Origin of the sequence: Pseudooceanicola nanhaiensis DSM 18065 (genome assembly GCF_000688295.1) — a bacterium.
Classification (GTDB): domain Bacteria; phylum Pseudomonadota; class Alphaproteobacteria; order Rhodobacterales; family Rhodobacteraceae; genus Pseudooceanicola; species Pseudooceanicola nanhaiensis.
On record NZ_JHZF01000011.1, the window covers coordinates 1 to 20,900 of the forward strand.

The 20,900-nt window shown below is 61.3% G+C and carries 23 protein-coding genes; 10 read left to right on the plus strand and 13 right to left on the minus strand.

The features are described 5' to 3' along the window. The 7 genes from Q344_RS22760 to Q344_RS26450 form a co-directional block, all read right to left on the minus strand. On the minus strand, nt 1-284 hold a 284-nt coding region (locus Q344_RS22760), incomplete at its 3' end, for an IS5/IS1182 family transposase (protein ID WP_036538587.1). A 39-nt stretch (nt 285-323) separates the two neighbouring features. After that, a complete protein-coding gene (locus Q344_RS0100980; protein WP_028285004.1) occupies nt 324-1,130 on the minus strand; it encodes a hypothetical protein in 807 nt (268 codons plus the stop codon). A gap of 316 nt (nt 1,131-1,446) precedes the next feature. Continuing rightward, the gene (locus Q344_RS0100985) at nt 1,447-1,647 is read right to left on the minus strand and encodes a hypothetical protein (protein WP_156954603.1); all 201 of its coding nucleotides are present in this window, start codon (nt 1,645-1,647) and stop codon (nt 1,447-1,449) included. A gap of 50 nt (nt 1,648-1,697) precedes the next feature. Continuing rightward, a complete protein-coding gene (locus tag Q344_RS0100990) occupies nt 1,698-2,045 on the minus strand; it encodes a hypothetical protein (RefSeq protein ID WP_028285006.1) in 348 nt (115 codons plus the stop codon). A gap of 236 nt (nt 2,046-2,281) precedes the next feature. Then, nucleotides 2,282-3,616 carry a hypothetical protein gene (locus Q344_RS25970; protein WP_156954604.1) on the minus strand — a complete coding sequence of 445 codons (1,335 nt, stop codon included), beginning with the start codon at nt 3,614-3,616 and terminating at the stop codon, nt 2,282-2,284. Beyond that, a complete protein-coding gene (locus Q344_RS0101005) occupies nt 3,613-5,427 on the minus strand; it encodes a hypothetical protein (RefSeq protein ID WP_028285008.1) in 1,815 nt (604 codons plus the stop codon). Before Q344_RS0101005 ends, Q344_RS25970 begins: the two co-directional genes overlap by 4 nt. Nucleotides 5,428-5,690: 263 nt before the next feature. Beyond that, nucleotides 5,691-6,062, minus strand: coding sequence for a helix-turn-helix domain-containing protein (locus Q344_RS26450; protein WP_028285009.1), 372 nt, complete (start codon nt 6,060-6,062; stop codon nt 5,691-5,693). 1,715 nt (nt 6,063-7,777) lie between these two features. Between Q344_RS26450 and Q344_RS26530 the strand changes: the two genes are divergently transcribed. Then, nucleotides 7,778-8,092, plus strand: coding sequence for a mechanosensitive ion channel domain-containing protein (locus tag Q344_RS26530; RefSeq protein ID WP_028285010.1), 315 nt, complete (start codon nt 7,778-7,780; stop codon nt 8,090-8,092). 240 nt (nt 8,093-8,332) lie between these two features. Here the strand turns inward: Q344_RS26530 and Q344_RS0101020 are convergent, their stop codons facing one another. Continuing rightward, nucleotides 8,333-9,052: a GntR family transcriptional regulator gene (locus tag Q344_RS0101020; RefSeq protein WP_028285011.1), complete on the minus strand. Its 720-nt coding sequence runs from the start codon at nt 9,050-9,052 to the stop codon at nt 8,333-8,335. Nucleotides 9,053-9,182: 130 nt separating this feature from the next. Here Q344_RS0101020 and Q344_RS22770 point away from each other — a divergent pair, with 130 nt between their 5' ends. The 3 genes from Q344_RS22770 to Q344_RS0101035 are packed head-to-tail and all read left to right on the plus strand — an operon-like array spanning nt 9,183 to nt 13,634. Continuing rightward, entirely contained in the window at nt 9,183-11,294 is a 2,112-nt protein-coding gene (locus Q344_RS22770) for a TRAP transporter permease (protein ID WP_051630470.1), read from the plus strand. A 23-nt stretch (nt 11,295-11,317) separates the two neighbouring features. Further along, nucleotides 11,318-12,298, plus strand: a complete 981-nt coding sequence (locus Q344_RS0101030; protein WP_028285012.1) for a TAXI family TRAP transporter solute-binding subunit — start codon at nt 11,318-11,320, stop codon at nt 12,296-12,298. Between the two features lie 4 nt (nt 12,299-12,302). Beyond that, nucleotides 12,303-13,634 (plus strand): class-II fumarase/aspartase family protein, encoded by a 1,332-nt coding sequence (locus tag Q344_RS0101035; RefSeq protein ID WP_051630180.1) that lies wholly within the window; start codon nt 12,303-12,305, stop codon nt 13,632-13,634. A 628-nt stretch (nt 13,635-14,262) separates the two neighbouring features. On the opposite strand, the gene Q344_RS25470 is transcribed toward Q344_RS0101035, so the two are convergent. Continuing rightward, nucleotides 14,263-14,520, minus strand: coding sequence for a helix-turn-helix domain-containing protein (locus Q344_RS25470; protein WP_084178254.1), 258 nt, complete (start codon nt 14,518-14,520; stop codon nt 14,263-14,265). A gap of 78 nt (nt 14,521-14,598) precedes the next feature. On the opposite strand from Q344_RS25470, the gene Q344_RS25980 reads away from it, so the two are divergent. From Q344_RS25980 to Q344_RS0101050, 5 genes are all read left to right on the plus strand, one after another. Then, nucleotides 14,599-15,003 (plus strand): hypothetical protein, encoded by a 405-nt coding sequence (locus Q344_RS25980; RefSeq protein ID WP_156954605.1) that lies wholly within the window; start codon nt 14,599-14,601, stop codon nt 15,001-15,003. A gap of 157 nt (nt 15,004-15,160) precedes the next feature. Beyond that, entirely contained in the window at nt 15,161-15,580 is a 420-nt protein-coding gene (locus tag Q344_RS25985) for a hypothetical protein (protein ID WP_156954606.1), read from the plus strand. Beyond that, nucleotides 15,570-15,752 carry an antitoxin VbhA family protein gene (locus tag Q344_RS25990; protein WP_156954607.1) on the plus strand — a complete coding sequence of 61 codons (183 nt, stop codon included), beginning with the start codon at nt 15,570-15,572 and terminating at the stop codon, nt 15,750-15,752. The genes Q344_RS25985 and Q344_RS25990 overlap by 11 nt, the downstream gene beginning before the upstream one ends. Further along, on the plus strand, nt 15,749-16,147 hold the full coding sequence (locus Q344_RS24970; RefSeq protein WP_051630181.1) for a DUF433 domain-containing protein: 399 nt from the start codon (nt 15,749-15,751) through the stop codon (nt 16,145-16,147). Before Q344_RS25990 ends, Q344_RS24970 begins: the two co-directional genes overlap by 4 nt. Further along, on the plus strand, nt 16,140-16,415 hold the full coding sequence (locus Q344_RS0101050) for a hypothetical protein (protein WP_156954608.1): 276 nt from the start codon (nt 16,140-16,142) through the stop codon (nt 16,413-16,415). The genes Q344_RS24970 and Q344_RS0101050 overlap by 8 nt, the downstream gene beginning before the upstream one ends. 144 nt (nt 16,416-16,559) lie before the next feature. On the opposite strand, the gene Q344_RS22780 is transcribed toward Q344_RS0101050, so the two are convergent. After that, the gene (locus Q344_RS22780; protein WP_051630182.1) at nt 16,560-16,901 is read right to left on the minus strand and encodes a nucleotidyltransferase domain-containing protein; all 342 of its coding nucleotides are present in this window, start codon (nt 16,899-16,901) and stop codon (nt 16,560-16,562) included. Between the two features lie 503 nt (nt 16,902-17,404). Between Q344_RS22780 and Q344_RS25475 the strand changes: the two genes are divergently transcribed. Then, complete coding sequence (locus Q344_RS25475) at nt 17,405-17,923, plus strand: DUF433 domain-containing protein (protein ID WP_211249901.1); 519 nt, start codon at nt 17,405-17,407, stop codon at nt 17,921-17,923. Between the two features lie 711 nt (nt 17,924-18,634). Here the strand turns inward: Q344_RS25475 and Q344_RS22790 are convergent. The 3 genes from Q344_RS22790 to Q344_RS0101090 all read right to left on the minus strand — a co-directional run bounded on the left by Q344_RS22790 (nt 18,635) and on the right by Q344_RS0101090 (nt 20,756). Then, nucleotides 18,635-19,147, minus strand: coding sequence for a TetR/AcrR family transcriptional regulator (locus Q344_RS22790; RefSeq protein ID WP_211249902.1), 513 nt, complete (start codon nt 19,145-19,147; stop codon nt 18,635-18,637). A gap of 59 nt (nt 19,148-19,206) precedes the next feature. Continuing rightward, nucleotides 19,207-19,743 carry a dihydrofolate reductase family protein gene (locus Q344_RS0101085; protein WP_028285016.1) on the minus strand — a complete coding sequence of 179 codons (537 nt, stop codon included), beginning with the start codon at nt 19,741-19,743 and terminating at the stop codon, nt 19,207-19,209. A gap of 599 nt (nt 19,744-20,342) precedes the next feature. Continuing rightward, nucleotides 20,343-20,756 (minus strand): RrF2 family transcriptional regulator, encoded by a 414-nt coding sequence (locus Q344_RS0101090; RefSeq protein WP_028285017.1) that lies wholly within the window; start codon nt 20,754-20,756, stop codon nt 20,343-20,345. Nucleotides 20,757-20,900 lie beyond the last annotated feature (144 nt).

Below are 20,900 nucleotides of genomic sequence, written 5' to 3' on the forward strand. Positions count from 1 at the left end.
GTGCTGAAGTCGGGCACCGTCCAGTCGAGGCCAACCAGTCGCAGCAGACTTTCGACGAACCCGGTCGTCTGCCGGAGCGCCATGCCGAACAAGACCTTCATTGAAAGGCAGGTCTGGATAGCGGCATCGCTGTAGGTTTGCTGTCGGCCACGCCGGCCTGTCGGCGCGCCATCCCAGCTCATCTCAGGGTCGAACCAGATCGTCAGCGAGCCCCGGCGCTTGAGCGCTTCATTGTAGGCTGGCCAGTTCCTGGTTCTGTAGGTTGGGGGTGTAGGTCTGCTCATGCATCCCAGCTACCACGCTGGATTCACGAGATGAATCCCTCACACGATTTGTGCAACAGAGCCCGTCTTGGTGGCTTCATCGTCGTGGAGGGAAAAGTCCGGAACCTCCTCGTCCGCGTCAACGTCAGTTCTCCACGCTTTGAACACCGCCCAAGTAGTGCCGGGGAAGTCCCCTGATGCGTCTATCTCGTGGCACCGCACTTCGAGGCTGTCATTCGGCTCAGAAACGAGCGAGAAGTCTTCAGGCCAGTCGAACTTTGGATCGTGCTGAAGGATTGCTCGGCGCTGACGGTAATAGTAGAGGCGAAGCGCCGCGTTCCGCGCAGCTAAATAGTCCTTTAGGTATTCCGCTCGAATTTCAACGAATACAACGGTTCCATCTTCCTTACGAGTTAGTCGGACTACTTGTTCATACCCCTCTTCGGGGCGCAGCCAGTAGTCGCCTTCTTCAAGAAGCCCGTAGGCCATTACGAAGTCTTGATTGATGAAAACGTGCCGTGGGTGAGTAGAATTAAGATAACGCGTAAGGACAAGCCTCAGCCCGAGGCGCCCATCGGGATCGTCGTAGAAAGACTCGGCCTCAAAATATTGTCCATCTCCGTCCAGGTAAGGGGTCGTGTTGTCGAGGGACCAATAATGCCAATCTAACTCCTCTGCTTTCTCGCGCTTGTCGTTGAAGATAACTGCTGACCCAACGGCGAGTGTCTCCTCGACATGCCCAACTTCAGGGTAACGTCCACGTTCGAGAGGAAGAATTGTGCCGTAGACCGGGACCCAGACGGCACGAGAATACAACCTGCGGCGATGGTCTCGCAGTTCGAACCATTCTTGACTCAACTCGTCCATGGGAAACCTCTTGTGCGTGCGCAGGCAGCATCAGCCTGTAGTGGGCTTAGTCAGCCCCACCACAATATGAAGCATATGGGTTTGCCGCTGCAATGCCGAAGATGTGGCCGAGTGAGCGCTTGGCTACATATGCAGCGAATGTCCGGAATGACGGGCTGCTGCGCAGAGTGGTGGTAGGATGTTGAGCGGCCGCTGTGGGCCGTTAGTCACAACCAAACTCTGGCGTCACCCGTCGCCTTCGAGCGTCAGCAGAAACTGAGACACGAAAGCGTCTAAGAAACGCGGGGCTATTCAGCGATTTCGCCGAGGCCTTCCGCTAAAGTGCCAGCCGCTGGCCACCTTCGAGTTGTTCCTCGAAGATGGCAGGGTCGGTATCGACCACAACGAGGCCGAGCGCGCCATGCTCCCCTCGGCACCAGGCGGAAGAACCTTGGAGGGTTCGGACAGCGGTGGCGAATCGCTGGCTTATGTCATGACGCTCCTCGAAATGGCCCAAAAGAACGGTCTCGTCGCTCAAGTTTGAGCTTGCCAACGGCGGCGGGTAGATACTCCCGCACAACCACCCCATTAGGCATGTGCCGTAAGCATCCAGCGGCCGTTTTGGCGACGGAAGAGCCTGCTGGGGGCAAGCCGGGTGCGAAGAGCGTCATAGATCCTCGAAAGCCCTTCGATGGCAGGCTCGCAGCCTGCCTCGCAGTAACCTGTGTCGCCGTCTTCAAGTTTCTGGATAACAGGCATCAATCCGGGCCGGTCGTCCGGACCCTCGTTCCAGTCGGGCCGAATGATTAGGCGGCCAGTCATCGTGATTTGCTTGTCGCGAAGGTAGAACCGGATCCCTTCTGGTTCGTGGGCGAGGAGTAGGTCGCCAGTATTAACGAGTTCCATGACTTCGTGGTGGGCGGGAGAAAGTGACATGATCTTGGCCTTTCATGCTTGATCAGGACAGGAAATGGATATCTGGTGACCGATGCGGAAGAAGTATCTGGCCCCCCCCAACTTGCCTCGTGCAGGTTGCTATCCACCCATCAGTGAAGTCAGGACCGGATCGTCTCGGGGGGCAACGGCCATCGCTTCAACCTTCTCGCAACCGACAGCAATATTAGCCACTGCCGGCGGATGGGAAGCCTTGACACAGAAAAAGTGCGTGATGCTCACTGCGCTGTCGTGCGCATCCGATGCTCGCGAACTTTGGCTCTTCCTCGGCGACTCGCCCGGCTCCTCGCGCCGGCCAGGATGTAGGCCTGGGCGGTGCGGCCGTTCCCTTGGCCGCATAGGGCAAGCGCTATCCACTGCTCGTCGGTTTCGCTTTCAAACATCATGCTGTGCCAGAGGCTACGAACGATGTGCTCTCCGGTGCCGAAGTGTCTGCGCCAGCACCGTGACGGCCACTCGACATAGGGCTCCGTCTCTCCGAAATCATGCGAGAAGATCGGCTGGCCACTCTTCTCGTCGTAGGCACGCCAGAGATCGGCTTGGGCTGTATCGAGCATCAACAGCGCATCCAGGAAGGGCGTCAGCTCAGGCCAGAGCGAGGGCCGGTCATACTCCGTCTCAGTCTTGGATGTAGTAATCCGCAACGACCATCCGGTGGCGTGACGGCGCAGATGCGTGCCGAAACGAATGCGGTGCAAGTCGCCGCACCTCAAGGGACAGACCACGCTGAGAGCGAGACATGCCGCATCCAGGATCGCCTGGGCTCGAGCCGCTGAGCCGGCCATCTCGCCATGGCTGGCGGCAAGCAGATCCTCAGCCCGCACCCAGACGTCACCGATGTTGACTGGGTTTTCGAGCGCCCAGGCGTCCTTGAGCTTCATGTCACCTGTGGCCGCCCGTAAGTAGCGGCCGCGCGTCTTGTGCAGATGCTCGAGCATGTCATCGTCCTCGTCGCACCAATCAGCGAAAATACACAGCTCTTTCAATCGCGCTGCCATCGAGACGGGTTTCATGCAGCGGCCATGGCAATCCTCCCGCCATGCTGTCACCGCGTCTTTGGTCATCGCCGCTGGCAATTGGCGGTTAGCGCAGCTCTTCGCCAGTTGACGCAGAGTGCTAACCAAGTTTCGAATTACGGACGTGGCGGGCGGTTGACGATCATCCAGGTCCAGCAGGCCTTGATCCTGCACGTCACGCAAGCGTCGCATCTCACGGATTCGCTTGCGCCAGAGGCTCGGGAGTTCGGCCTCGGGAACTGATAGCGTTGCCTTTGTTCGCGGCGTGCGTGTCTGGGATGTTTCTGGCGTCGGCTTCACCCTCCGCCACTTCTTCGACCTGAGTTCCCGCAGCGCCGGACGTATCGCGGAGGCACTGCGTTCATCGACGCCGGACAGGACGGTTCGCAGCCTCTCGAGCGTGGATATGCCTCCGAAAGACAGAAAGTCCTCAGGTCTCGGAACGTCAACGCCACGATGGCGCAGGTGATCGTGCCAGCGCTCCAACATGCGCTGCTGCGCAGGTTGAAGCTGCGCGTGACTCAAAAATTCCGTCATTCTGCAAAGTGCCCTTTCCGGTGGCGCGCGGCTATGGTTCGAGCCTGACGCAACTTCTCTCTACCCGCCTCCGAGGCTTTCCTGCGATCAAGCCAGCCGTAGTGCTTGCGCACGGTATCGACGTCGATGTTCAGGACGGCGGCTGCATCGTCCCAGCCGTTCGGATCGACAGACAGGATGAAGTAGGCCGTCACGTGTCTGGCCTGGTGCATCTGCATGTCGATGCCGACTTCCAGAAGGCCCTCCCTGAAGTTTCGATTGAAGGTGCTGGCCTCTGAGGCGGACGTGGACGTTGACGGAAAGAGATAGTCACTGTCCCGGCAGTTCTTGCCGAAAGGGTGCGCCTTGATCAGCCGCGACCGGATATTCGTGAGATACCATCGTAGGATCGGTGCAAGATCGTCATCGGCGACTTCGTCGATGTCCGCACCGTTCTTCACAGCTGCTCCGGGCAACTTGAGACGCAATTCTCGCAGACGACTGTCGTCAACGAGATCGAAGCAGAGCAACTCCGCTCCCGTTCCGCGCATCCTGAGAGTGCGAAGATTCGTTGCTCGGATCGGCGAAGCCCGGAACAAGATTGCGGTCTGGGCCGCTGCGACCCCGAGGCGAAGCGCCATCATCAGCTTGGACTTCTGAACCGCGAGCCCGCGATCATAGCGATCGAGGACCGGAATGGCTCGCTGCATTAGAGTCTCGGGCAACTGATGGACTTTCGCCTGCGACGCAATGTCCCGATCAAACTCCTTGATCCACTCTTCGCGGGCAACAGACATGCGGCCGACCGATTTCGTCTTGATGGCCGGCGCCTTGCGCAACTTGCGTAGTCGCGCCGCTTCCTTGGATGACGGATCGAAGTGTTCGAGTGCCATCTGGACAAGGCGGCTCGTGTGCACATGGAGCGTGGTCTTGTCTGACTGAAGTCCACGGGCTTTCCGCTTCGCGATCCAGTGGTTGATTGCAGCAACGAGGTTCGCGTGCGTGATCGCCTCACTAAGATCCATACCAGGTTGCAGGAGATCGATAGCGCCAAGGCATCCGAGCAGCCATTGCACGGATTCCTTCATGCTCTTGACTGAGGAGTCCTTGTAACCCGAAGGTGTGCCTTCGATCTGAGGGTTCTCTTCTCCGAATTTCCGGATTTCCATGATCCTGTCGAAGTCTGCCCAGACCAGAGTGGCCTCCGGATTCTTGGCCGCCCGCGTCCATGAGGTCGGGCGCGTTCGAAGAGCTGCCGGCACAGGCAGAGGACCGTTCGGCAACCGGAAGCCCGAGAATGCAAAGGGCACGCGTTCTAACACGCGGTTGACCCCCTCGATTCCGCGGCAAAACGATTTCCGTGGTTCGCTCGGGAGCATTCGCGCGCTCTCATCGATCCATGCGCTCGTCAACTGATGCGGAGCAATACCCGCGGCTGATGCCACACGTGCCACCACGCCGATCGTCAGATCCGAATTGGGTCCCAGCGGCCTGCTCTTACCTTGGTTCTCGCGCACGCACGCCAGGAGCGCCTGCCACTCTTCGCTTAGAGTGGTGGGTTGCTGATGCCCGTGTGCTCTGCGAATGGCGGCGCGGACATTCTTGCGCCAAGTGCGAAACTGGTCGGCAGTGTCGAAGTAGCTCGGATAGCGTGATATGCGTCCAAAACCCCACCTCGCGTCGAAGTCCGCCAGGTCCGCCTCGATCCGACCGAGTTCAGTCTGATAGACTTTGGCACTGGTCCGCACCGAGCCAGCGACGTTACGGCCGTGCTTGTCAGAATAGCCGAGTGTCGGAACGAGATCCGCGAGCGTTTCCATGGTCATCATCATTTTCGCGGTCCTTCCGGAGTTGTTCGGGGGGAGGGGAGGTTCACCGAAAGACCTCCCGCCAGCCGATCACGACCGGTAGGAAGACATGCCGCAAACCAGCCGGTTTCCAGCAATTCGTCCGAATTTTGGCACGTTCCAGCCAGACACCTGGCAACATACATCCCGGGTATGTTGGCCGGTGGTCGGCTGGATCCCCGGCGGTATGGGCGCTTTCGCCGCCAACCTGCCGGTTTGCGGCAACAAGCGGCTGGAGGTGCGATCGTTCAAGCATTCGCAGACCCCTCCAGACGTTTCACATCGCGTTCGCGAAACCGCCATTCGGTGCCCAGCTTGATACCCGGCAGTTTACCTTTTTTCGCCTGGTCCGAGATTGTGCGCGGCCGCAGCTTTCTCAGGTATTCGGCCTGCGCCTCGGCGGGTTTCAAGAGCGGCTTCTTGAAAGCCGACATCTCCTCGGATGGGACGTAGGCCGCGCCCTCAAGGCACCAGACATCGCGCCAATCGTATCGGCGGGGGCCGGATTCCACGGGTGCGATGTTACCGACGTCGAGCAACTTCTGCGTCGTCTCACGCGACAGTGCCCAGTGTCGGGCGATCTCGCTGACGGTGGCTGATCCGGGTGCTTTCGATTTCATGTCCAATTCCTTCTTTCGAGGGAACTGGGTCCGTGAAGCTACCTTCGGTAACCGTCCCGAAGGTTTTTCTCCGTGCGCCTTTGTTGGGGCGTGCGGAGGGCACTTCGCCAGCCCGGGCCCCGGCTGAGGCCCGGGCTCGGCATCGACCGATCAAGCGAGCGCCGCGGATCGGATTTCCGCGAGTCTCGCCGACGTTGCCTCGAGTTGCCGGATCTCGTCCTCAAGACGCACGAAGAGCGGCAGGTAACGCTCACCGTCCGGTCTCGTCCGAATACCCAGCTTGACGTAGTCGCGGAGCTCCACAAGTCGGGCGTAGCCACCTGCTTGAGTTCCAGACGTTGTGGCTCCGCGTCGCGTCGGTCGCATGTTCGCTCCATTTCAAGTGAAACGAACGATCCGTTCGACCTACATGCCTTCTCTCAGGCACGCCTCGTCCGGACCGTCCGCGGAGGAACGGGCCCGGGCAGGGGTGACCAACCGTGCTCCGGCACTTGCCGTCGGCACACGGGCGCGGAGCGCCCATATATGGGAAGAATGGTGACGACGCTTTGTGAAGCTGATAACTTGCCGTCAAGTCATTGAATTTAATTTGTTTTTATGAGGCACACCTGCCTGAGGCTTGACCCGTGCTTTTTACGGCAATACCGGTCGGCGATGTTGACGATGGACTCGTCGAGATGGTTCCGGCGGAGGACCTTTCGGAAGAGGTCACCAGGTTCCGTTTGTAGGAAGAACGGGTTCGTAAAGGCGGCCCGGAGCCGTGGAGCCCCTTGGCGCGCGCTTCGGATCAGGTCTTCGATGAAAGCTTCGCGTTCTACAGTCGGCGTGAACCGATAGCGCTCCGTCAGAAAGAGAATGGAGTCGAACAACTCGTAGTTGTCTCGCCGCTTCGACTTGCTGTTGCTCGAGTTCTGCCGGTGGGATGCACGATCCGAGACTTGCCAGTGCTGTTTTCTACACTTTGCAGAACAGAATTTCTTGTTCCGCCGTTTCAGGTCGAAGCGTTTCCGGCATTGTTGGCACCGTGCGCGGGGGCGGATCTGTGAGCACTGGAGGGGAGCGGACATCCACATCGTAAAGCGTCAGAATATGGCGGCAGTGCAGCATGCAGCCGGCAAGTCTATGGTCATGAGAGCTTACTTCGTGCAGACAATAGGAGGTCTTGAGCTTGCGTCCCACTCTTCACGCTAATCACGCAGGCATGAGCCGGTAAGTTCGCTGCGCAACTTCGGCAGACCCCTTCCAAGCAGTATCGCCGGCTAAGTCATTGTGCTAAGGTGGGAGGATGAAACAGACTTTCATTGTGCAAGGCTATCCGGTCCCAGGATCTTGGAAAAAACCCCTCGAAGAAGAGGAAGGCAACAAGCCTGGGAAGTGACATTATGAGATCGGTGTATCTCGCACCGGTTCGCCGGGATATGTCAGTGCTATACAAGCTGGCGCCAAGCCAACGCGGGAAGTTGTTTGGCCGCATTTAAGCACTTCCAGACAAGCGGAGCCCATTTGACAGTAGGCACTTCCCGTGTCGTAATGATCTTGCCGGGCCAGCGTGTTACGTCGAATTCCGGCGCGAGCGCGACTTACCTCGCTGTCGCTGCCTGTCCCCCTGGGGCCTTTCCGATGGTGGGAGCCGTTCCCAAAGTCAATTGCATTGGGTCGATATTGAGTAAGTCGCACGAGGCAAGGTCATCGAAATTGGCTGGCGCTCGACACGGTTGCTGACGCTGGACTCGATCTTCATGATCCTACCGAACAGCCAGGTCGCGCGCCGACGCATCATCAACTACTCCGCCCCGAAACCGCAGTATCGCGCGCAGCTGTCTCTGAAGCTTGCGCATGAAGTTCCCTTGGACGCCGCCAAGGAAATGATCCTGAAGGCGGTGGGCGAGGCGCGCCTGATCCAGACCGAACCGGCACCGGATATCCGCTTGCAGGAGCTGGGAAGCGATGGCAATTCCTATGCGGTCCGGTTCTGGCTGACGCGCTTCGAAAGGGACGTCGATTGCCGGGGGACGAGCTGCTGTCTCTGATCGACCGCGTGATGCGGCAGGCGAAAGTCCCGACCCCACGCAATTCTCGCTTTGCGTCTCAGCCCCTGGCTTGCCACGCCGAAAGCTGATCGGAACCATCCAACTGGTCTATCGCTCGACAAAGGTTCTTAGTCCGCTGAGGCAGGCAGATACGGGCGCAAGCAGAAGTCCAGCAGCCACTGACCTTGGTTGGCTTTCTGCCTGCCCTGAAGGTGTTCATAGCAACGACGAAAACCCACTTTACGCTTGGCGGCGCAGCACGATTTCGTAGCGGTAGCTCTCGGCCGGGAGGACACTGAGGGTGATGATCTGGGGTGTCCCCTCACCGTCAAGGTAGGTTCGCCGAAGCTCGAGGGCCGCACTCCCTGCTTCGACCTTCAGGGTCCGTGAGATGTCGACAGGAACCGGCGCCGCCCGGATCGACTGGTGGATCTCTCGGATGACCACGTTGTGCCGCTCTTCCAGCAACGTGTAGACAAGACCGGCATAGTCCCGGATGTCCTCTGCCATGTCCTGAAACGCCTCGTTCAGGTAGACGTCCGTCCAGCCCACGGGTGTCGCCTGATCCCCGATGTGCCGGGTCTGACGGATAAGCGTCCAGCGCCGCCCGGGACGGTCGTCGAGGGCGATCGCCAGTGTCTCGTCCGCGACGACCGGGAAGATGTCGCGGACCTCTCGCCAGGATGGGCCTGCGAACTGCATGAGATCCCCGCTTGCGGACATGGAATGGACGTAGGTCGGCGGCGGTTCGATCGAGCGGACCCGCGTCGCGGCGCCCTGGCGGCGTTCGACCAGGCCGAGCCTCTCGAGTTCGGCAATCGCGCTCCGCACGGTTGACCGACCGACCTCGAACTTTGCGCAGAGCGCCGTTTCGCTCGGCATCGCGTCTCCGACCTTGAACGCGCCGGAGCGCAGGTCGGCCATGATTCGCGCGGCCACTTCCGGGTATCTCTTCTTCATTTTATATCCCTTTCAATGGCTTACGCGGGTGCGCGCCAAGGCATCTTGACGGCAGGGAAATTATGCCCAAGCATATCCGCATAAGTCAACTTATTCGAATAAGTTTGGCGATGCCAGGGGAGGGATGACGATGGCGGACATGGCCCAGACCGAAGGCCGGCAGGTGCAGGAGGCAGCCGACCTCGATGCGGAGGGGATCGACCGAAACCTGCCGCGCGGTCTCGCGACGGGCCTCCTGATCGCCTCGGCGCTCTATGCCGTCTTCCACCTCACCGTCCTCAACTTCTGGTCGATCGACGAATGGGTCTACCGGGTGATCCACGTGAACATGGGGGCCGTCCTGGCATTCGTCGGGATTCGGGCCTGGCGCGGGGAACGTGGCTGGGTCGCGCTGCCCGACCTGCTGCTGATCGCCGGGGCGGTCTGGTGCAGCGTCTACGTCGCGGCCAACCTCGACATGCTCATCATGCGCACCGGTGTCATGACGACGCCGCTGGATTTCCTCTGCGGAGTCGTCGGCACGATCGTGGTGCTCGAATTCGCGCGGCGGGTCGCGGGGCCGGTCCTGCCGATCATCGCGCTGGTCTTCGTGGCCTATGTCTTCGTCGGCCAGTGGCTGCCCGGGATCCTGCGGCATTCGGGGTTCGAGACGGACAACTTCTTCTCGTTCCTCTACAGCCAGGACGCGATCTTCGGCATGACGGTCGCTGCGTCATCGCGCTACATCATCCTCTTCGTGGCCTTCGCCGTGTTCCTCGAGGCTTCGGGCGCGGGCGAGTATTTCATGCGGCTCGCGATGATGCTCTTCGGGGCCGCACGGGGCGGGCCGGGGAAGGTCTCGGTCTTCTCCGGGCTGCTCTTCGGCACCGTTTCGGGTTCGGCCGTCGCGAACGTGGTGGCGTCCGGCACCTTCACCATTCCGATGATGCGCCGGGTCGGCTATCCCCGCGAGAACGCGGGCGGGATCGAGGCCGCCTCCTCCTCCGGAGGCCAGCTCGCGCCGCCGGTGATGGGGGCAGGGGCCTTCATCATGGCCGAGATCACCGGCATTCCCTATTCCGAGATCGTCGTCGCCGCCATCCTGCCCTGCCTGCTGTTCTACACGGCGATCTACCTGACCGTGGACCTCGAGGCGCGCCGCCTGGGCCTGCATGGCATCCCGCGGTCCGAGCTGCCGAAGCCCAGGGAACTGGCCGGAGACGTCTTCCTGCTCCTGCCGCTTGCCGTGCTGCTCTATCTGCTGCTCTCCGGCTACTCGATCATCGCCGCGGGAACCTGGGGGCTCGCCGCCACGCTGCTGGTGCTGCTCTGCCGGGAGCTGGGCTTCCGGTCCCGGGTGCTGGCCCTGCCGCTCTGCCTCTTCGTGGCGCTGCCGCTGACGGGGATGCAGGTGAACTTCGCGGGCGCCATAGCGACCGCTGCGAGCGCGGGGTTGATGCTCGTGCTGGCATTGGTCCGGGGGCAGGCTACCAGACTTCCCGGGGTGCTCGCCACGATGTCCCGCACGACCTTCACCGGCCTTGCCGAGACGGCGCGGAAGTCGCTGCAACTCATCTCCGTGATGGCCTGCGCGGGGATCGTGGTGGGCGTGCTCGGGCTCACCGGGCTGGGCGGCCGCTTCTCGTCGGTGTTGCTGTCGGCGGCGGGCGAGAGCCAGGCGCTGGCCTTCATCCTCGCCATGCTGATCTCGATCGTGCTCGGCATGGGGATGCCGACGACCGCGGCCTATGCCATCGCGGCCGCCGTGGTGGCGCCTGCGCTTCAGCAGATGGGGGTGTCGGCGCTCGCCGCGCACCTCTTCGTCTTCTACTGCGCGGTGATCTCGGCGATCACCCCGCCGGTCGCCATCGCCGCCTTCGCGGGCGCCGCGATCGCCGGCGGCAAGCCGTGGCCGACCTCGATCAAGGCGATGCGCTACGGCATCGCGGCCTTCGTCCTGCCGTTCATGTTCTACACCAGCCCCGAGATCCTGTTGCAGGGAGACTGGACCGAGACGGCCCATGTCTTCGTCACCGCGCTGGTCGCGATCTACCTGATCGCCGTCGCCGGCGAGGGGCAGCTCTTCGGCCGTGCGAACCCGGCCGAGCGGATCGTGGCGGCTGTCGCCGCGCTGCTCCTGCTCTGGTCGAGCCTCGCCACCGACATCGCCGGACTCGCCCTCGCCGCCATCCTGCTGGGCTGGGCCTGGCACAGGTCCGGCCGGGCGACAGCGCCGCTCGCCGGCGACAGAAACCACCCATGAGAGTCAGACAGAGGAGGAACTCCATGACCATCACCACACGTTTCATCACGGCGGCGGCGCTTGCCGCGGCAACGGCCCTGCCGGCGTCCGCACAGGACCGCCCGGCGTCGATGACGATCTCGACGGCCTCGCCCGGCGGCGTCTACGCGATCTACGGCGAGGGCGTGGCGCAGCTCGTCTCGGACGTCGTCGGCATCCCGACCTCGACGCGGCAGACCCAGGGGCCGGCGCAGAACCTGGTCCTGCTGAAGGGCGCGCAGACCGAACTGGCGATGACCACCTCGGGACCGGCTTTCGAGGCGATGGAAGGCAAGCTCGAGCTCGCCCCCGGTGACACGTATGGCGACCTGCGCGTGCTCTTCGCGATGTATCCCACGCCGTTCCAGATGATCGCGCTTGAGAGCAGCGGGATCACCGCGCTCGACCAGCTCGACGGCAAGCGCGTCGGCGCGGGCCCGCGCGCGGGGACCGGTGGCACCTACTGGACCCGGTGGCTCGGGAACATGGGGATCGACGCCAGCCTGCAATACGGCGGGATCGGCGACCAGGCCAGCCAGCTTGCCGATGGCAGGCTCGACGCCATCGTCACCGCGGGCGGCATCCCGCACCCGTCGCTCTCGGAACTCGAGAACACCCAGGACGTGACGATCTTCGGCATGTCCGACGAGACCCTCGAGGGCATCATGGAGGCCAATCCCTACGCAGTGGAATTCACCATTCCCAAGGGCACTTACAAGACGCCCGAGGGCGACCTCGCCACCGTCGCGATGTGGAACTTCGTCGTCGCCGACGCCTCGATGTCGGACGACCTGGCCTACGAGATCACGAAGGCCGTGCTCGAAGGCAACGACCGGATGGTCTCGACCCATTCGGCGGCGAAGGGGATTCTGGCGGAGAACATCCTGAAGGACACCTTCATCCCGCTCCATCCCGGCGCCGCGCGCTACTACCAGGAGCTCGGGGTCGAGATCCCGGACGCCATCGCCCCTGCCGGGAAGAACTGAGCCCATGAGCCTTGCATCGACCGCGCCCGGTCTGCTGTCCGAGACGGCTGGCTACCGCCGCGCCGCCGCGATCTTCGGCGAGGCCGGAACGGTCGATGCCTACCTCAGGTTCGAGATCGCCCTGGCAAGGGCCCAGGGCGATCTCGGCGTGATCCCGGCCGAGGCGGCGGGGGCCATTGCGAAGGCCTGCCGCCTCGACGCGCTCGACATGGACACGCTGCGGGCGCGGGCGGCGCGCGTGGGCTATCCCGTCGTCCCGCTCGTGACGATGCTGGCGGAGCTGGCCGGAGAGCACGGGGAATGGGTGCATTACGGCGCCACCACGCAGGACGTGATGGACACGGCGCAGGTGCTCCAGATCCGCGATGCGCTCGGGCCGGCGCTGGACCAGGCGGCCGCGTTGGAACCTGCGCTCGCGGACTTGGCGGAGCGGCATCGCGAGACCCCGATGGCGGGGCGTTCGAAGCTTCAGCATGCGGTGCCGATGTCCTTCGGCTACAAGGTCGCGCTCTGGCTCGACCAGGTCCACCGATGCCGCCTTGCACTGGCCGGCGCCCTCGACAGTGCCTCGGTGCTCCAGTTCGGTGGCGCGATCGGAACGCTCTCTTCCCTGCCACAGTCAGGACTCGAGGTCCGGCGCCGGCTTGCCGCCGCGCTCGACCTGGCCGAGCCCGACATTTCCTGGCACGTGAGCCGCGACCGGATGGCGGCGCTCACTTCGGCGGTGGCCACCATGCTGGCCGCATTGGGGAAGATGGCGCTCGACATCGCGCATATGATGTCCACCGAGGTGGGCGAACTGCGCGAACCGGCGGCCGAGGGGCGGGGCGCCTCGTCGACGATGCCGCAGAAGCGGAACCCGGTGATGTGCGAGGCAATCGTCGAGGCGGCGCGCAGCGTCCAGGGCGCCTCGGGCGTGGTGCTCGACGCGATGTTGCAGGAGCATGAGCGGGGTCTTGGTCACGGCTACCGCGAGCGCGCGGTGATCTGCGATGCGATCCTGTCGCTCTCCGGCGCCATTTCGCTGGCGCGCGAGTTGATTGCGGGACTCGAGGTGGACACGGCGAGCATGTTGCGAAACCTCGAGCGGACGAACGGTCTCATCTACTCCGAAACGACGATGATGAGGCTGGCCGAGAGGTTCGGGCGTCTGAAGGCCCACGCCATCCTTCACGACGTGGCCCGGCAGGTTTGCAGCGGGGAGATCGGATTCGACGAGGCGCTTGCGGCCGCGATCGGCGGGTCGACTCCGGTGGCATCGGTCGATGCGGCCCGCCGGATGGAAACGGAACAGGCGATGATAAGTTCGGTCCTTAGTAGGGCGTGTCCGAGATAGGCCGGGGTTGCCGAGGATCTGATACAGACCGGCTGGCTCAGCGGCGCCTGTCAAAACGCAGTTGGGTAGACGCTCGACCGGTTAAAGTATGAGAGATGGCTTCAAGACCGGCCTTCGAGTTCCCGGGCCTGATCCCTGGAGCTCGAAGGCTTGGTGACCGCCTGTGGGCGCAGGGACGCGAGATAAGTCGTCAGGCGAAACCTGCATGGCAAGCATTGTCTGGCGATGCTCGGAAGCCAGATCCGCGATCCTGGCGCCGTAGCTATTCCAAGCTGTCGGAAGATCGTCTCCGCGGTAACTTGTCGCGTGCACGAAGAGCATTGCATACGACGCGCATTCGATTGTTTCGAGCAGTGCAACAGCCGGGAAAATCCAGCTTCCGGCGGTCCAGGGTCGGGGAGCAGTGGATCAACCCGTGGACTCTCCGGAAATCCGGAGGAGAGGCGGGCCTCCGGTCACTTCAAAAGTCGGAGCCGTCAAGCCGTGATCGTCAGTCTGTTACGGTAGGCTAAACGCTTTTTGTCGCAGTCCGACAGAGGTTTCTGTGTTTCTCCGGGAGTGCATCGGCCGGGTAAGAGTCTTCGTGGTTGCGACAATAATATCCTATCGCAACCCAAGACTCGCGCCATCAGTGCGGGAGTCGTTTTGGCAATTTGCCCATAATCTCAGTAATTAACTTGCCCGGATCATCGGAAATCACCGATAGCCAAACGAAAAATTCAACTACGTCAAGCCGCCGCTCGCAGAGTTCAACTTTGGCGACATATGACGGTGGCCGTCCGAGAAGCTCCGCCAACGCGGCTTGCGACAGACCGGCAGCCTTCCGAACCCTTACGAGCTCGGTGACGACATCCTTGTATTCTTGCGAGTGAAGCGTGCCTGCCATGTGCGGTTTTCGGAGTGGACAGGCACTGATACGTAGGTTAGGGAATACTCCCAAATTGGGAGTATAGCGAGGTCGACCATGGATATGTTTTACGCCGATGTGAGATGGTTGGAGCCGGGGTGGCGCGAAACCTTCCGCCTCCGGCTGTCCGGCTGGCTGCCGAACGACTGGGTCGGGGAAGGAATCCGAAACGGTGTCATTTCATGGAGGCAAAACGCAGGTGAGATCGTCGACATCACCGTGCGCGGACGCCATTTAACAGACCTTTCAGATCATTCGTTCACAGATGAAACAACGAAGCAACTCGGTCTGGTCCTGGCGGCACAGGACTGGGACAGCGCTTGGTTTGCTTCTACTCCAGGGATTGCCGGAGGCTGGGTCGGCATCTCGGACATGTTTCCTGAACATTTCCGAGAGAAAGTCGTTGGTGCGTTCGCCCTAATCAGGAGTGGCTCTGATGAAGTTTGTAGGTCGGGCAAGTAATATGAATGGAGTCTGCCCGCTTTACGCTTGCGACCGAGCGAGTCCGCCATGACGGACTCGGTGCGCAATAATCAGAAAGTGGCACAGCCGCGCCTTCTCCATTGGAAACAGCCACTCGAAAACGACGCGAAGAAGGGCGGCAAGCCGCGCAAGTGACATGGCCAGTGCACGAGAACTCCCACTCGATCTTCGCGACGTTGCGGTTTGGCTTGATATCCTCGAAGGCGGTATGCTCGGTGAGGTCTTGGCTGCCGTGAACTACGCACACGACGAAACCTTGCTGTCAGGTCTGCTCGTGCAGTGCGACGAACCCGAACTTCGCCGGATGCTCCGTGCCGAAGGCAAAAGGTGTCTCACTGCGCTCGGCTACGAGTTTGTTCCAACGGGCGGCGACGTCTATTCTGTAAGCGCAGCCCGTCGAAATGGCCTGTCTGCGCATGCTAAAGTATCGATGATCGCTCGGATCAAAGCTGCACTCAATGGCGAGGAGTTCGGGCCGCCGATAGTATTGGACCCGCCCCCGCGCTGGCCGACCGCGGACGAGCCCCCTCAGGATGCCTTCGACGATGATTTCTGAAGAAGAACAGAATAGGCGCCGCGAGTCGTGGCGCCAGGCGAATGCATCGGTCAGGATCGAGGGCGGAACCATCTCGGAGGAATATCAGGCGCTCCAGGAACGCCATATCCGGGGTGAGATCAGTCGCGCCGCACTGCGTGCGGAACTTGATGAAATGGATCGGATGAGATGACTGAGCTCAATGACATGTCGCGCGAACAGCTGGTCGCCATCATCGAGCGTCTGATCGCAGAACGCGGGCGCGGACCGTTTATCACCGGGATGTCGACGCGCGGTGACAAGAACGGGCTGCCTGAACATATTCTCCTGTGTGCTGCCCCCGGCGCTGATGTCGTCGCATCATATCGCCGCGTCGAAGTTCAGTGCCTCGCAGAGCATGTCGTATCTGACCCGGAAATCCGCGGCGGCATTCCAACGCTGGCCGGAACTCGATGTGGCGTCTACGAAGTCTCAGATCTGGCCGCGGCCGAGCCCATAGAGCAGATCCTGAAGGACTATCCGAGCTTGACCCATGATCTGATCGAAGCTGCCGTCGCGTATGCCCGCGAGCACCCCCGCCGTGGCTGATCGATCATACCCCCGGCCGGAGATTACGCTCGATGAGCTGCTCGACGCACTCTACGATGTCGGCGCTGACCGAGGAATAGTCGGCACGGGCAGTCCTAATCGGATCGGAATTTCGATGCCCGGCGCGAGCGATGCTGAGGTCGATGCAGTGTGGCAGAGGGCGATGCTCAAGATCGGTCGAGAAGCTAACGACGAGCAGTTCCGGCGCGCTTTCGAACACTCGCGATATCGCATCAGTGCCGAGATCGACCCAGACGAAGATTCCTGAAGCCAAGGTATGCGGAAAGGCGCCCGAAACCTTCGACGAATTACGGCCCCGCGCACAAGCTTCGCCCCGTTCCGCAGCTTCGATGAGTCCTGACAGACCTCGCCTTCGCCTCATCAATATCAGTCTGCACGCGATTATTCGAGTTCATGCATCGAGCTTAACACCCGCCGTAGCTGCCGCATGGCTGAGGGTATTGACGGTCAACTTACTCGCTGCGAACTCGCTTGCTCGCACTGTCAGCAGGTCGACAGGCAACCCGGACGTGCGTTTCACCTGCCAGACGTTTGGCGCCGCATCTACGGCCGACGGCGCGTAATCTGAGATGACCACCAGGACATCCCAATCGCTGCCTGGTCGGGGATCACCTCGCGAGCGGCTGCCAAAGAGCCAGACCTCCTCGGCAGCGAGTTCCACCATGCACATCTCGACAAGCCGGTGGAGCCGCGGTTCAACTTCGAAAAGCTCCTGAGCGGTCGGTCTGAGCATGTCTGTGATCTTCCTCCGACATCGTATTTTTGCGCCACGCGTCGGGCGCATGTCCATTCCAATGCCGAAAGACAGATAGGCATGAGGATGGGACGAACGACCACAGGTTTGATATGAGCTGGAGGGCGTGGCGGTCACGGCTCAAGCGTAGTTACTACGATACGCGCTCTGATCTCAGAGGATCCAGAGCGGATGTCGACGGCGGAGTGTGGATTGCGCTTCCTGCGACTGAACAACCCCGCTCCGCGATGGCGAGATCCGAAGCCTCGACATCTCTCAGCTCCCAGCCCACGAGCGCATGCGGATCATCGGCAACCGCTCACCCGACCTCTCCGAGATGCTGCGTGCGGCTTACACGGCCGGCTGCAAGCAAGCTGAACGGCTACACCTCGGGGACTGGGCGGTCGAGGGCAGGGGTAATGCGCTCGTGGCTGTCATCGTGGCGCCGCGCCCTCCGCAGCTCGGGTGATGCGCCACGCTACATGATCAAGTATACTCACGTCATGGCAAACGAAGACCGCGAGAAAGACCGGCAGGCCCTGCGCGCCATGCTCGACGAAGGCCGCGCAAGCGATCAGGTCGCGCAGAAATCGGCTGAAGAACTGCGGCGTCGAGTGCGGCAGCAACCTGCTGAAATGGAAACACCCTCGACATCGACGACCAGCGCGCCTGCTTGGGAGGGCATTGTCACCGTGGTTCCGGGCCTGCGCGGTGGGCGACCGGTGATCCGCAGCATGCGGATCACAGTGGGTGACGTTCTCGGTTGGCTGTCGTCGGGAATGAACGAGGCGGAGATCCTTGCCGAGTATCCAGAGCTGAAAGAGACCGATATCAGTGCAGCCGTGGCTTTCGCCGCAGAGCGCGCAGAACTTGAGGCCGAGGCGCATCGACTGCGAGCTGCGATTGAGCGCATCAGCCGCAGGTTCGCTTGTCGCCTGCCGGCATCTGAGCGTTTGACGCGAGACGATGCGAACAGTCGGAGTCGGCCGGGCGATGGTGACGATGCAGATCAGGACAAATGACCGTCCCCGTAATCCTCAACTTTCTCGACGCCGTGCTTGCAACCGACCACGTCGAAGTCCTCGGCGACGAGCTCTGGCATCATTTCGCGTGCTCATATCGTCATGCCGGCCGCGAATTCTGCTTGGAAAGCTGGGCGATGTCCATGCTTGACGCGAAACCCGGGTGAAGACGCTTTGCGGCTCTCCGGAGCGGCAGGTTGTGGAGGCCGTCGATTTCGTGGATGGCTGGGCGCCGCAGGTCTGGCAGGCCTACGAAGTTTCATATGGTGGGCGCCGCGCAACTTCGTGAACTTCATTGATATCTTTCGTCTTCCTGATCGCAATGCTCGATGATCCAATCGACACATCGATCGAACCATACCCCTGTCCCTTAATTGTCGCCTTGGCACCTGTAGCCTTTGGCGGGGTTCTTGGCGTCCAGTTCCTTCCAGAGCATGGTGTGGCCGTGCATATTGAAATTCGGGGAGTCGGCGGCCTGCACCTTTCCGACAATTTTCTCTGGGGGAGACCGGGCCTTATAGGCCCCCTTCATGATGATCTTCCCGATCTCCCCGGTTTCGGCGCTACCCGATGGAACAATTGAGACCGCTGCATTGGCAGCGCCGGGCTTGCCGGCTGTCCGCAATTCGTGTTGGCGTGATCCGTTGGTCCACAGAATGGCGCATCCAAGCCTTGTGAAGCTGGTGCAGTGTCAGAGGCATCCGCGAGCGCTTACCGGTCAGGTGCCCTTATCAGGCCCGTCAAGAGTTCTGTCAGGGCCATGGTGAAGTCTTGATCTTCTTCTGGGTCACAGTCCAGGCCCCGGGCGCTCATCGCAATCGCCAAGGCAGAGCCATGGGTGAAGTCCACGAGTATATCGCGCCACAGCGCCGTCCGGTCACCCGGCAGGCCGACTTCCGCCAGAAGAGTAGAGATCTCGTTGGTGATCCGTTCTGCCTGCTGCGGAAAAACGGTCGGCCGGCTGAAGATCAGCATGGTCAGGGCCGGGTGGCGAAGCACCTGGCCATGGTAGGCCTTCAGTAGCTCGCCAATCCGATCGACTGGCGTGGCGTTCTCAACAGCCTTTACCTGCGCATAGACCGCGTCTGACATTGCGCCGATCAAGCCATCTCGTCCGCCAAAGTGATGATGGATCGTCATCGGGTTGATGCCGAGACGCTTCGCCAGCGCTCTCATCGTCAAGGCGTCTGCCCCATCGTTATCCAGAAGATCGAGGGCAGCCACGACCATGTCGTCGCGCGAGACAGCAGCTTCCGCCCGGGGCGGCCGCCCCCGGGGCCGCTTCATGCGTCGACCCGGTAGCGGGATTGGACAAGTCCGGAGGGAAAGCGCTTCGTCTCCTCGAGGCGCAGCGAAATGTCCGCGCGGACCTTGCCGAACAACCGGCGTCCATCACCCAGGAGCACCGGAACGCTCGTGATCACCATGTCGGAGATCAAACCGGCCCGAAGGAAGGACTGAATGAGAAGGCCGCCATCGACGTAAACCTTCCGATGTCCTTCGATCTCCAGCATTCGCATCGCCTCTTCGGGTGCCTTGTTCACGATCCGGACCTTTTTGGTCAGGTCGTCCGGCAGATCAGTCTGAGCCATCTTCGACGACAGGACGACCACAGGACGACTGTAGGGCCAGGGCATTACGGTTCGCATTTTCTCGAACGTTTCGCGGCCCATCAGAATGATGTCGATGTCCGCAAGGAAGGCATCGTAGCCATGGTCTTCATCGGGGTCGTCACGTTCCAGAAGCCAGGCGATATCGCCGTCGCTTCGAGCGATAAAGCCGTCCAGACTGGTAGCGATGAATACATGTCCCGTGATCATTTTACACCTTTATTTATACTTTGTATAATAAATGGTGCAGCGACCGCCTGGTGTCAAGACCGACACCAGCCCCCAGCGTTGCCAAAGCCGAAACTTCGCGCCAATGAAATGACCCCCCGATAGTGAAACGGTTGCAAAGCCCGAATATTTGACCAAAGCGGTTTGCGGACACCCCCAAGAATTTCATGACCCCGTTCGAAAAGTTGGCGTTGCCACACTATCGCGGGAAACCGTCGGCGTGGCGCTTGATTGCTTCAAGTGCGGCACCACGAGCGGCGCCTTCCGGATCGACGATCCAGTTTTGAAGTCGCGACGGTGCCCCGCCGTGTTTCCGGGCGAGGGCATTTCGACCTCGATAGCCAGTTGGAGGAGCCGTGATCCGATCGGATCGCAGATGCAGGGGCGTCATAGACTTCCGAGGCCCGACAAGCGGTCTCTGCCATAACGATCCTCTGGCCCCGTCGTTCAATCTGTCTGTCTTTCCAGACGAGAGGATCGTGTCCTTGATCCAAGAAGGCCTGAAAGATTGCAACCCGGCGTCAACCGCGGTGCCGGCGAATGCTTCAAGGGGCGGAGGGGCTCCCGCTTTGGACAGGTTCCTAAGCGTGCGTGCGCGCGAGTGCCACGTCGGCGATTGTGGATCGGTTCAGGTTATCGATGAAGGCCATCTCGGCGACCCGAAGCCTTGATTTCAGACGACACCTTCCGTCGATGGTGCACTCTCCGCCACCGGAACCGAAGCATTCCACTAAGGCCTGTCCATCTTCCAACATGCGGACCACATCACCGAGCCGGATTTCCTCGGGCGCCACTGCGAGGATGGCTCCGCCACCTCCACCGCGACGGGTCTGCACCAGGCCAGCCCTTGCCAGGCGCTGCATGATCTTGGTCAGGTGGTTGCGCGAAAGATTGAACTCTTCTGCAAGCTCTGCGGTCGAGAAGGCACGCTCAGGCGCACTGCCCATCCGCATCAGCATGCGAAGACCGTAATCTGTGAAGGAGGTCAGGCGCATTTCGCATCCATGAATAGGTATTCGTAGTGCTTATTAGGGGGCATATGGCAATATAGGAAGAGCAAGGTGGTCGTGCGAGGGGAATATCCCGATCTCGACAGACTTTTCCAGCTTCACCGGGGAGGGCAGCAATGGTCGCCGATT